Here is a 12386-nt window from a genome sequence, read left to right on the forward strand (position 1 = left end):
TCATACAGGCATCAGGGGGTCCGGTTGCGCCGGGTCTCGATGATGTTTGGCAACTGGGAAATCCGCCCCAACAGGCGACCCAACGCGTCCAGCCCCGGGATCTCGATAGTCAGGGACATCAACGCGGTGTTGTCCTCCTTGTTCGAGCGGGTGTTGACCGCTAGTACGTTGATCCGCTCGTTGAGCAGCACCTGGGACACATCACGCAGCAGGCCGGAACGGTCGTAGGCGCGGATGATGATATCCACCGGATAGGTCAGCACCGGCACCGGCCCCCAGCTGACCTGGATGATCCGCTCCGGCTCGCGCCCGGCCAGTTGCAGCACCGAGGCGCAGTCCTGGCGGTGAATGCTCACGCCGCGGCCCTGGGTGATGTAGCCGACGATCGCATCCCCCGGCAATGGCTGGCAGCAGCCGGCCATCTGGGTCATCAGGTTGCCCACGCCCTGGATCTGGATGTCGCCACGCTTGCCCGGCTTGTAGCCGGCAGCCTTGCGCGGAATCAACTCCAGTTGCTCGTTGCCCCGCTCCGGCTCCACCAATTGCTGGGCCAGGTTGACCAGTTGCGCCAGGCGCAGGTCGCCCGCGCCCAGGGCGGCGAACATGTCCTCGGCGATCTTCATGTTGGCCTTCTCGGCCAGCTTGTCGAAATCCACCTGTGGCAGGCCGAGTCGGCTCAGTTCGCGTTCCAGCAGGGTCTTGCCGGCGGCGACGTTCTGATCGCGGGCCTGGAGCTTGAACCAGTGGACGATCTTCGCCCGCGCCCGGGACGTGGTGACATAGCCCAGGTTCGGGTTCAGCCAGTCGCGACTCGGCGTGCCGTGCTTGCTGGTGATGATCTCCACCTGCTCGCCGGTCTGCAGGCTGTAGTTGAGCGGCACGATGCGCCCGTTGATCTTCGCGCCCCGGCAGTTGTGGCCGATCTCGGTGTGCACCCGGTAGGCGAAATCCAGCGGCGTGGCGCCCTTGGGCAGGTCGATGGCGTGACCGTCGGGGGTGAAGATGTACACCCGGTCCGGTTCGATATCCACCCGCAGCTGTTCGGCCAGACCGCCGATATCCCCCAGTTCCTCGTGCCATTCGAGCACCTGGCGCAACCAGGAGATTTTCTCTTCGTAATGGTTGGAGCCGGACTTGACGTCGGTGCCCTTGTACTTCCAGTGCGCGCAAACCCCCAGCTCCGCCTCTTCGTGCATGGCGTGGGTACGGATCTGCACTTCCAGCACCTTGCCCTCAGGGCCGATCACCGCCGTGTGCAACGAGCGGTAGCCGTTCTCCTTGGGGTTGGCGATGTAGTCGTCGAACTCTTTGGGGATGTGCCGCCACAGGGTATGCACGATGCCCAGCGCGGTGTAGCAATCACGCATTTCCGGCACCAGCACCCGCACCGCGCGCACGTCGTAGATCTGGCTGAATTCCAGGCCCTTGCGCTGCATTTTGCGCCAGATGGAATAGATGTGCTTGGCCCGCCCACTGATGTCGGCGTTGACCCCGGTGGCCTTCAGTTCGTTCTGCAGCTGGTTCATCACGTCGCTGATGAAACGCTCGCGATCCAGGCGCCGCTCATGCAGCAGCTTGGCGATCTGCTTGTACTGCTCGGGCTCCAGGTAACGGAAGGACAGGTCTTCCAGCTCCCACTTGATATGCCCGATACCCAGGCGGTGAGCCAGGGGTGCGTAGATGTCGAAGACTTCCCGGGCAACCCGGTTGCGCTTCTCTTCGTCGGCGCCTTTTACCGCTCGAATCGCACAGGTACGCTCGGCCAGCTTGATCAGTGCAACCCGCACGTCATCCACCATGGCCACCAGCATCTTGCGCAGGTTTTCCACCTGGGCCTGGGTGCCCAGCACCAGGGACTGGCGGGGGCTGAGGCTGGCGGTAATGGCCGCCATGCGCAGCACGCCATCGATCAGCTTGGTGACCACCGGACCAAACCGCTGGCTGACCGCCGGCAACTGGATCTGGCCCTCGCGGACACCCCGGTAGAGCACCGCGGCAACCAGGGAGTCCTGATCCAGCTTGAGATCGGCGAGGATCTCGGCGATCTCCAGGCCCGTGCTGAAACTCGACACGTCCTCGGGGCTGAGATTCTTCGTTGCTATGTGCTGCAGTTCCGCCTCGCGGGCGAACTCGCAGGCTTCTTTCAAGGCTTCACGGTCCAGTGCCATGTCGACGCTGACCGTATGATCGAGCCATGCCTCGAGATTGATACTGCCGTCGGTGTTGATCGGCTGGTGCGCTCTCACCTGTACCATCTTGCTTTACCTTCCCTACGACGCACATTCAATGCGTCAAATCGCTGACCTTCAACGCTCGGGTGCGGCTCGCAGGGCCAGCGCGCCACTCCCGAAAGACCAGTCGGATTAGACAAGCCATCCTAGCTCGCTTCAAATAACGCCATGGCCTCGACATGCGCCGTCTGAGGAAACATATCGAGGATCCCGGCACGTTTTAATCTATAGCCCTGCTTGATCAGTTCGACCGTGTCACGAGCCAAAGTTGCCGGATTGCATGACACGTACACCAACCGCTTGGCACCCAGGGTCGCCAACTGGCGGACCACCTCGAAAGCACCGTCGCGGGGTGGGTCCAAGAGTACCGCAGAAAAGCCTTCATCAGCCCACTCGGCAGCGCTCAGAGGTTGGGATAAATCGGCTTGAAAAAAGCGCGTGTTATGCAAATTGTTGCTGGCGGCATTCTCCGCGGCGCGCGCCACCATGGTCGCCACGCCTTCCACTGCCACCACTTCCCGCACTTGCCGGGCCAGCGGCAACGCGAAGTTGCCCAGGCCGCAAAACAGGTCCAGCACCCGCTCATCAGCTTGCGGCGCCAGCCACTCCAGGGCCTGGGCGACCATCGCTTCATTGACTCCCGCATTGACCTGGACGAAGTCACCCGGCCGATACGCCAGGTGCAGGTCCCAGGTCTCCAGGCGGTAGCCCAGAGCCTGCGATGGATCAAAGGGTTGCGGCTCGCCTTCACCGTGCAGCCACAATTGCGCCTGATGGAAATCGCAGAAGTCCTTGAGGATCGTCAGGTCGCTGTCGGACAACGGCGCCATGTGGCGCAAAAGCACCGCCAGGGCCGAACCGCTGAACAACTCCACATGCCCCAATGCCTGAGGCTTGCTCAAGCGTCGCAGCATGGCGGGCAAACGGTTCATGACAGGTTGCAAGGCCTGTACCAGCACCGGGCAATCGTCGATGGCGACAATGTCCTGGCTACCGGCAGCGCGAAAACCCACCTCAAGTTGCTTGCCCTTGGCGTCCCAGCGCACCGCCACCCGGGCGCGGCGCCGATAGCCGAACTCGGGACCGCTCAAGGGGGCGGCCCAGGCCTCGGGCTCGACACCCGCGACCTTGGACAACTGCTCGGCGAGCATGCGCTGTTTCAGGGCAAGCTGTTCGTCATGGGGCAAATGCTGGACACTGCAACCGCCGCAACGCCCGGCATGGGCACAGGCCGCCGGGCGACGCAGATCACTGGCGTTGAAGATGCGCTCGGCACGGGCCTCCACCACTTTGCCGTGGCTGCCCAACACCCGAGCTTCGACTTCTTCACCGGCCAGGGCACCGCTGACAAACCAGGTACGCCCTTCGACAAAGGCAATGCCACGGCCGTCGTTGGCCAGACGCTGAATCGTCAAACGCTGTTTCTTGCCCACCGGAATCTGCGGCGCCCGGCTGCCGCCCGCAGGCTGGAAGCGCAGGCCTCTATCGTGCTTAGCCATCAATTGGGCGCATCGAAAATGCCGGTCGACAGGTAACGATCGCCACGGTCGCAGATGATCGCGACCATGACTGCGTTTTCCACTTCCCGGGACAGGCGCAGCATCGCTGCCACCGCACCGCCGGAAGAGACGCCACAGAAGATCCCTTCTTCACGGGCCAGGCGCCGAGTAACGTCTTCGGCCTCGCTCTGGGCCATGTCGACGATCCGGTCGACCCGACTGGCCTGGTAGATCTTCGGCAGGTATTGCTCGGGCCAGCGGCGAATGCCGGGAATGGCCGAGCCTTCCATCGGCTGCAGACCGACGATCTGCACCGCCGGGTTCTGCTCCTTCAGGTAACGCGAGGTGCCCATGATGGTGCCGGTGGTGCCCATCGAGCTGATGAAGTGGGTAATGCTGCCCTGGGTCTGGCGCCAGATTTCCGGGCCGGTGCCGCTGTAGTGGGCCTCAGGGTTGTCGCCGTTGGCGAACTGGTCGAGCACCTTGCCGCGGCCTTCGGCCTGCATCCGCTCGGCCAGGTCACGGGCGCCTTCCATGCCTTCTTCCTGGCTGACCAGAATCAGCTCGGCGCCGTAGGCGGTCATGGCCGCCTTGCGCTCGGCGCTGGAGTTGTCGGGCATGATCAGGATCATCTTGTAGCCCTTGATCGCCGCAGCCATGGCCAGGGCGATGCCGGTATTGCCCGAGGTCGCTTCGATCAGGGTATCGCCGGCCTGGATCTGCCCGCGCAACTCGGCGCGGGTGATCATCGACAGTGCCGGACGGTCCTTGACCGAACCCGCCGGGTTGTTGCCCTCGAGCTTTAGCAGCAGGGTATTGCTGGTGGCGCCGGGCAGGCGCTGCAGGCGGACCAGGGGGGTGTTGCCGACGCAATCGGCGATGGTTGGGTACTGCAAGGTCATGGCGTATTCGCAATCCAGACTGCGGGGGCGCCTATCATACCGGCAAACGACCGAGCGCCATATCACGCAAAGTGCGAGCCTTATGGCTTATTGGAATAAGGCAGCCCAGGGCAAGCTTCAGGCCGCCAGCAGGCGCACGTGGATGCGCAAGCCCTGGGCCAGGTTCTGCGCCCACAACTGCCCACCCTGACGCCCTACGGCATTGCGGGCGATGCTCAGGCCCAGGCCGAAACCGCCATCCCCCGGTCGCGACCCATCCAGACGAGTGAAGGGGGCGAAGATCCTTTCCAGATCCTCTTCAGCCACCCCCGGCCCTTCGTCATCCAGCCACAGGTGCCAGTACTTGCCGTCGCGCTGGCCTCCGAGGCTGACCCGTGCTCCGGCCGGCGAATGCCGAATAGCGTTGCGCAGGATGTTTTCCAGGGCCTGGGCCAGGGTATTGAGGTGCCCGCGAACCCAGCAATCGGCCTCCAGCTCGCAACGCAGCTGCTGCGCGGACCAGCCACTCTCGAAGCAGGCATTCTCGCTGAGCATCTCCCACAACGCCTGGACCTGGATCTGCTCTTGCGGCAGTGGCGCACGCTCGGTGTCCAGCCAGGCCAGTTGCAGGCTGTCCTCCACCAGGCGCTGCATGCCGTCGACCTCCCGCGCCAAGCGTTCGCGCAGCGCGGCAAGATCACGCTCGCCATCGCAGGCCACGCGCAGGCGGCTCAGGGGGGTGCGCAACTCGTGGGACAGGTCCCGCAACAACTGCTGCTGCACCGCCACGGTACTCTGCAGACGTTCGGACATCTGATCGAACGCCCGTCCCAGTTCGCCCAGCTCGTCCCGACGCTGGGTGGTTTCACTGGACAGCCGCACGTTCAACTGCTCCGCCCGCCAGGCGTTGGCCTGCTCGCGCAACTGGTTCAGCGGCACCACCAGCAAGCGATACAGGCCGACACACAGCAACAAGGTGAACAGCCCGGGAATCACCCCATTGGTAATCACCTGCCAGAACACCCGGTAGCGCCCCGGCATGAAACGTTGCGGCAACTCGATCACCAGGCTGCCCAGGGACGGATCTTCGGGAAAGGGTACTTTCAGCCACGGCAGGCCCCGGGCGTGCCGGCTCACCGGCCAGTCGGCACCGCGCAGGAAGGTCAGGCGCTGGGCCTCCGCCGGCGTCAACGGGTAGCTGCTCAGGGATTGCAGGTCACTGCCAATCACGCCGATCCAGGTTTTCTCGCGACTGGCGATCTGCTGGATCCAGGCATCGACACCGGCACTCTGGCCGCCCTTCCAGGCCTGCTCGGCCTCGCGGGCGTAGCTGCCCAAGGTGGCTCTGGCCTCATCGGAGAGGTAGAGGTTCTTCTGCTCCACATAACGCCCCCAGGACCAGCTCAGCCAGATCATCAACAGGCAGAAAGCTACCAACAGGCACGCCAGCTTCCAGAACAGCGAATGCCGCCCCGGCAGATCAGACCAGTTCATCTAAGGCGCTCAGTACATAACCCTTGCCCCACACGGTTCGCAGCTCACGCTCGCTGTAGCCCAGCGCCTTGAGCTTGCGGCGGATCTGGCTGACATGCATGTCCAGGCTGCGGTCGTGGGCCGCATAACCGCGTTGCAGTACATGCTGATAAAGGAAGGCCTTGCTCAACACCTCGTCGCCATTGCGGTGCAAGGTATCCAGCAGGCGGTATTCACTGCGGGTCAGGCCGGCCCATTGCTCGGCAAAGAACACGTCGCTGCGCTCATCGTCGAAGCGCAGGCTCTGGGCCAGGCTGACGGGTACCGGCGGCATCGGTCGCCGGTCCAGGGCGACCCGGCGCAGGATGGCCTCGATGCGCACACGCAGCTCGGCCATGCTGAATGGCTTGGGCAGGTAATCGTCGGCCCCCAGGCGGAAACCGCTGATTCGGTCGGCTTCCGCTCCCAGGGCGGACATCAGCAGCACCGGCGTGGAATGGCTCTGGCGAAAGTGCGTGAGCACTTCCAGGCCATCCATTCCGGGCAACAGGATATCCAGCAGCACCACATCGAAAGGTCGGCGCCGGGCAATGCCCAGCCCTTCCGGGCCGTTCTGGCACCAGGTCACGGCAAAGCCACAATGCTCCAGTTGCTCGCGCACATAGGCACCCAGCACCGGGTCATCTTCAATGGTCAGAATACGTGGTGGCTCAACAGATACGGGAGTCATTGACTTCTGCAAGTGATTCTCAGTTGGGCGATTATTCAAGATTGCCCGGATCGCGGCAACCAGTGCCTTGGTCGCAGCCCGGCTTCAGGCATTTCAGGCGACGGCCGCCCTGGCGCAATTTGCCAAGATCAGCCCCCAGCAAATCGTTACACTGCGCAGGTGGCGCATCACGGACGTGCCCGTAGACCTTTCAAAACAGCGTGGAAGCAGGAGAGTTGCGTGCTCAAGAAACTGGGAATCAAAGGCCGCGTACTGTTGCTGACCTTGTTGCCAACCAGCCTGATGGCTTTGGTGCTGGGCGGCTACTTCACCTGGATGCAGCTCTCGGACCTGCAGACCCAGCTCCTGCAGCGTGGCGAGATGATCGCGGAACAACTGGCCTCCCTGGTGGCCCCGGCCATGGGCAACCACAACACCCAGATGCTCGAGCGCATTGCCACCCAGGCGCTGGAACAGCAAGACGTGCGCGCCGTATCGCTCCTTGCCCCGGATCGCAGCCTGCTGGCCCACGCCGGCCCCAGCATGCTCAACCCGCCTCCCGCCGGTAACAGCAGCCACATGATGCAACGCTCCGGCAGCGACGCGACCCGCTATCAACTGCCGGTCTTCGGCCGGCACCGCAACCTGGCCGGCGACCTGATTCCCGATGAGTCCGACCGCCTGCTGGGCTGGGTGGAACTGGAGCTGTCCCACAGTGGCATGCTACTGCGCGGCTACCGCAGCCTGTTCGCCAGCCTGCTGTTGATTGCCGCCGGGCTGGCCGGCACCGCCCTACTGGCAGTGCGCATGGGCCGCACCATCAACAACCCGCTGACCCAGATCAAGCAGGCCGTGGCGCAACTCAAGGACGGCAACCTGGAAACCCGCCTGCCACCCCTGGGCAGCCAGGAGCTGGATGAGCTGGCCTCGGGCATCAACCGCATGGCCAGCACCCTGCAGAATGCCCAGGAAGAATTGCAGCACAGCATCGACCAGGCCACCGAAGACGTGCGCCAGAACCTGGAAACCATCGAGATCCAGAACATCGAGCTGGACCTGGCGCGCAAGGAGGCCCTGGAGGCCAGCCGGATCAAGTCGGAATTCCTGGCCAACATGAGCCATGAAATCCGTACACCGCTCAACGGCATTCTCGGCTTCACCCACCTGTTGCAGAAAAGCGAGCTGACACCACGCCAGCTGGACTACCTGGGCACCATCGAGAAATCCGCCGACAGCCTGTTGGGCATCATCAACGAAATCCTCGACTTCTCGAAAATCGAAGCCGGCAAACTGGTGCTCGACAGCATCCCGTTCAACCTGCGGGACTTGCTGCAAGACACCCTGACCATCCTCGCCCCGGCCGCCCACGCCAAGCAGCTGGAACTGGTGAGCCTGGTCTATCGCGATACGCCGCTGTCGCTGGTGGGCGACCCGCTGCGGCTCAAGCAGATTCTTACCAACCTGGTGAGCAACGCCATCAAGTTCACCCGCGAAGGCACTATCGTCGCCCGGGCCATGCTGGAAGAAGAACACGAAGACAGCGTGCAACTGCGCATCAGCATCCAGGACACCGGTATCGGCCTGTCGAACCAGGATGTGCGCGCCCTGTTCCAGGCCTTCAGCCAGGCTGACAACTCGCTGTCGCGGCAACCCGGCGGCACGGGACTTGGGCTGGTGATTTCCAAGCGCCTGATCGAACAGATGGGCGGCGAGATCGGTGTCGACAGCACCCCGGGCGAAGGTTCGGAGTTCTGGATCAGCCTCAACCTGCCGAAAACCCGCGACGACGCCGAGGACCTGCCCGGCCCGCCGCTGCTGGGGCGGCGCGTGGCGGTACTGGAAAACCACGAGCTGGCGCGCCAGGCCTTGCAACACCAGTTGGAGGACTGCGGCCTGGAGGTGACCCCGTTCAATACCCTGGAGGCCCTGACCAACGGCATTACCGGCGTGCACCAGAGCGAACAGGCCATCGACCTGGCGGTATTGGGCATCACCACCAACGACATGTCGCCGGAACGCCTGAGCCAGCATATCTGGGACCTCGAACACCTGGGCTGCAAGGTCCTGGTACTGTGCCCGACCACCGAACAGACACTGTTCCATCTGTCGGTGCCCAACCCTCACAGCCAGTTGCAGGCCAAGCCCGCGTGCACCCGCAAGCTGCGCCGGGCCCTGTCCGACCTGGTGACCCCGCGCCGGGCTCGCAGCGAACCGGAGGAAACCCTTTCCAGCCGCGCGCCGCGAGTGCTGTGTGTCGATGACAACCCGGCCAACCTGCTGCTGATCCAGACCTTGCTGGAGGACATGGGCGCCAAGGTGCTGGCGGTGGACAACGGTTACGCCGCGCTGAACGCGATCCAGACCGAACCCTTCGACCTGGTAATGATGGACGTGCAGATGCCCGGCATGGACGGCCGGCAGAGTACCGAGGCGATCCGCCAGTGGGAAAGCGAGCGACACGGTACGCCGCTGCCCATCGTCGCCCTTACCGCCCACGCCATGGCCAACGAGAAGCGCGCCCTGCTGCAAAGCGGCATGGACGACTACCTGACCAAGCCCATCAGTGAGCGCCAACTGGCCCAGGTGGTGCTGAAATGGACCGGCCTGGCCCTGCGCAACCAGGGGCCGGAGCGGGCCAGCGAGCGCCCGGAACTGGGGCTGGAACTGCAGGTACTGGATCAGGACGAAGGCCTGCGCCTGGCCGCCGGCAAGGCCGATCTGGCGGCGGACATGCTGGCCATGTTGCTGGCGTCCCTGGACGCCGACCGCGAAGCCATCAAGGCAGCGCGGGCCGCCAATGACCAGAACGCCCTGATCGAACGGGTCCATCGCCTGCACGGTGCCACCCGCTACTGCGGTGTGCCGCAATTGCGCGCCGCCTGCCAGCGCAGCGAGACCCTGCTCAAGCAGGAAGATGCCAAAGCCTTTGCCGCCCTGGATGAACTGGACCACGCCATCGGCCGCCTGGCTGCCGAAGCGCGGACCAACGCCTGACCCAGGGCAAGACCTGCCCAGCGCCCAGCCGCCATGCTGGGCGCCCCGAACAAGGATGCAGCCATGCGTACGATTCTTTTCAGCAGCCAGAACTACGACCGCGAGAGTTTCCTCGGCGCTCAACTGCCAGCAGGCATCGAACTGCAATTCCAGGCCGCACGCCTGAGCCTGGATACCGCCGCCCTGGCTGAATGCCATGAAGTGGTCTGTGCCTTTATCAACGACGACCTCAGTGCCCCGGTACTGGAACAGCTGGCTGCCGGTGGCACCCGCCTGATCGCTCTGCGCTCGGCCGGTTACAACCACGTCGACCTGAGCGCGGCCCAGCGCCTGGGGCTGGATGTGGTGCGGGTCCCGGCCTATTCCCCCCATGCGGTCGCCGAACATGCCGTGGCCCTGATCCTGGCGCTCAACCGCCGCCTGCACCGGGCCTACAACCGCACTCGCGAAGGCGACTTCACCCTGCACGGCCTGACCGGCTTCGACCTGGTGGGCAAGACCGTGGGCATTGTCGGCACCGGCCAGATCGGCGCCACCTTCGCCCGGATCATGGCCGGCTTCGGCTGCCAGCTGCTGGCGTACGACCCCTTCCCCAATCCCGCCGTAGAAGCCCTCGGTGCCCGTTACCTGGACCTGCCCGAGCTGCTGGCCCAGTCGCAGATCATCAGCCTGCACTGCCCGCTGACCGAGGACAGTCGTTACCTGATCAACCAGCAGAGCCTGGCCCACATGCAACCGGGAGCAATGCTGATCAACACCGGGCGTGGCGGCCTGGTGGACACCCCGGCGCTGATCGAGGCGCTCAAGAGTGGCCAACTGGGCTACCTGGGGCTGGATGTCTATGAAGAAGAGGCGCAACTGTTCTTCGAGGACCGCTCCGATCTACCCCTGCAGGATGACGTGCTGGCGCGGCTGCTGACCTTTCCCAACGTGATAGTCACTGCGCACCAGGCGTTCCTGACCCGCGAAGCCCTGGCGGCCATCGCCGAGACCACCTTGCACAACATCGCCAGCTGGGCAGCTGGCCAGCCGCAGAACCGGGTCCACGGCTGAAATCCGCGCCACGGGCTGATCGAAGGTCACCTGCCCGCAACCTGCGCCGCAGGGGCCCGTGCTAGCATACGCGGCAGATTTGGAGGACCCATGGTCGAACACGATTTCCGCTACAACCTGATGAACCCGCAACACACCCTGATCGAATGCCGTGCCCTGGTGCCCGGCCGCTATCAAGTCACCGGCAACGGTGGCTCGATCCGTACCGACGACGTGCTTCTGGTCACCCTCAAGGGCAGCAAGGACCTCTCCATGCGCCTGACCGTGGACACCGTGCGCCACTTGATCAACCCCGTCGGCCAGTGGGTCGCCGTGGCGCGTGGCCCGGTATTCGGCGAACTGGCGATCCACCAGTGGCAGGTCAATTGCGACAGCTGCGACGCCACCCTGGACTTCGAGTTCGCAGTGGATGCCAAGCTGGGCAGCAAGGCCCAGAAGCCTGCCGCCAGCGCGCGCATTGCCGAGCTCGGCTGGCGTAGCGAGGGTGAGCATCACCGCTGCCCGAAATGCCAGCAGGCCGGCCAATGAAACGCCTGATACTGACTGCGGCGCTGGGGGCCGGCCTGCTGGGCTGCGCCGCCGAGCCGCTGAAGTTGCAGCAGGACCGCAGTTACGTCCTGGAATGGATTGGCGAGCGTCCGCTGATCGATTACAGCCACCTGACCATCACGCTCGGCGAGGACGGTCGGGCCTATGGCAATGGCGGCTGCAACCACTGGTTCGCGCCCTACACCCTGGACGGCGAAAAACTCAGCTTCGGCAAGGTCGGCAGCACCCGCAAACTCTGTGCACCGGCGTTGATGGAGCAGGAGCGGCGCTTCCTTCAGGCGCTGGAAACCGTTGAGCGCTGGGACATCTCGCCGATCGAGCAGGTGCGGTTCTGGCCTGCCGAGGGCAAGCCGTTGCGCTGGTGGCTGGAAGAAGGCTGATAGTGCGCTAGCCGCTGCCGAGCCCGCGAGGCTGCGAACGGGACTCCAGGATGTTCCTGGATGAATCTCTGGCGAGTTTCAGGCCCCCGCGTCACTTGAGGGCGCCCGCACTGCGCGGCAGCGGCTCCAGATCCTCGCGCCCTCAATGCCCGCGCAAGGCCTGCAGTTTCGCCAGCACACCGGCTGCAGTCTGCTCGCCCATCATCTGCTCACGTACCTTGCCCTTGTCGTCGATGATGTAGGTCACCGGCAGCGCCTCGCTGCGTGGCAGATCGAAGAGCTCCGCGGGGTTCCGTGCCAGCACGGTGAACTTGATCCCCAGCTTCTCGCTGGCGCTCTTTAGCTCTTCACCCTGCACATTGTCGAAGTTGACCCCCATCACCGATGCCGACTGCCCCTTGAGCTGCTCGTTCAGGGCATTGAGTTCCGGGATCTCGGTACGGCAAGGCCCGCACCACTCGGCCCAGTAGTTGAGCACCAGCCACTGCTTGTCGATACGCTCGGCGGCGACTTTCTGGCCATACTGGTCGACCCCGTAGTCATTGCCACAACCGCCCAGCAGCAGGGTTGTGATGATCGCCAATACCGCCGCCAATTGCCTTGCCATGCGCTGTTTC

General features: G+C 64.2%; 10 protein-coding genes. 4 read left to right on the forward strand and 6 right to left on the reverse strand.

The genetic code is table 11. The annotated features are described in order from the left end of the window. Nucleotides 1-11: 11 nt before the first annotated feature. The 5 genes from relA to ACUXVH_RS27570 all read right to left on the reverse strand — a co-directional run bounded on the left by relA (nucleotide 12) and on the right by ACUXVH_RS27570 (nucleotide 6814). A complete protein-coding gene (gene relA / locus ACUXVH_RS27550; RefSeq protein WP_065365418.1) occupies nucleotides 12-2255 on the reverse strand; it encodes a GTP diphosphokinase in 2244 nt (747 codons plus the stop codon). 122 nt (nucleotides 2256-2377) lie between these two features. Then, nucleotides 2378-3730: a 23S rRNA (uracil(1939)-C(5))-methyltransferase RlmD gene (gene rlmD / locus ACUXVH_RS27555; protein WP_011062710.1), complete on the reverse strand. Its 1353-nt coding sequence runs from the start codon at nucleotides 3728-3730 to the stop codon at nucleotides 2378-2380. Next, nucleotides 3730-4632, reverse strand: a complete 903-nt coding sequence (gene cysM / locus ACUXVH_RS27560) for a cysteine synthase CysM (RefSeq protein ID WP_011062711.1) — start codon at nucleotides 4630-4632, stop codon at nucleotides 3730-3732. Before cysM ends, rlmD begins: the two co-directional genes overlap by 1 nt. 117 nt (nucleotides 4633-4749) lie before the next feature. Beyond that, nucleotides 4750-6105: a sensor histidine kinase gene (locus tag ACUXVH_RS27565; RefSeq protein WP_011062712.1), complete on the reverse strand. Its 1356-nt coding sequence runs from the start codon at nucleotides 6103-6105 to the stop codon at nucleotides 4750-4752. After that, complete coding sequence (locus ACUXVH_RS27570) at nucleotides 6092-6814, reverse strand: response regulator transcription factor (RefSeq protein WP_011062713.1); 723 nt, start codon at nucleotides 6812-6814, stop codon at nucleotides 6092-6094. The genes ACUXVH_RS27565 and ACUXVH_RS27570 overlap by 14 nt, the downstream gene beginning before the upstream one ends. 219 nt (nucleotides 6815-7033) lie before the next feature. On the opposite strand from ACUXVH_RS27570, the gene ACUXVH_RS27575 reads away from it, so the two are divergent. The 4 genes from ACUXVH_RS27575 (at nucleotide 7034) to ACUXVH_RS27590 (ending at nucleotide 11769) form a co-directional block, all read left to right on the forward strand. Continuing rightward, complete coding sequence (locus ACUXVH_RS27575) at nucleotides 7034-9787, forward strand: response regulator (protein ID WP_011062714.1); 2754 nt, start codon at nucleotides 7034-7036, stop codon at nucleotides 9785-9787. A 63-nt stretch (nucleotides 9788-9850) separates the two neighbouring features. Next, nucleotides 9851-10840, forward strand: a complete 990-nt coding sequence (locus ACUXVH_RS27580) for a 2-hydroxyacid dehydrogenase (protein ID WP_065365417.1) — start codon at nucleotides 9851-9853, stop codon at nucleotides 10838-10840. A 90-nt stretch (nucleotides 10841-10930) separates the two neighbouring features. Next, complete coding sequence (locus ACUXVH_RS27585) at nucleotides 10931-11368, forward strand: hypothetical protein (RefSeq protein ID WP_011062716.1); 438 nt, start codon at nucleotides 10931-10933, stop codon at nucleotides 11366-11368. After that, nucleotides 11365-11769: an META domain-containing protein gene (locus ACUXVH_RS27590; protein WP_019094589.1), complete on the forward strand. Its 405-nt coding sequence runs from the start codon at nucleotides 11365-11367 to the stop codon at nucleotides 11767-11769. The genes ACUXVH_RS27585 and ACUXVH_RS27590 overlap by 4 nt, the downstream gene beginning before the upstream one ends. Before the next feature lie 142 nt (nucleotides 11770-11911). On the opposite strand, the gene ACUXVH_RS27595 is transcribed toward ACUXVH_RS27590, so the two are convergent. Next, nucleotides 11912-12376, reverse strand: coding sequence for a TlpA disulfide reductase family protein (locus ACUXVH_RS27595; RefSeq protein ID WP_011062718.1), 465 nt, complete (start codon nucleotides 12374-12376; stop codon nucleotides 11912-11914). Between the last annotated feature and the right edge of the window lie 10 nt (nucleotides 12377-12386).

The sequence above is a fragment of the Pseudomonas sp. 8(2025) genome, assembly GCF_052665325.1.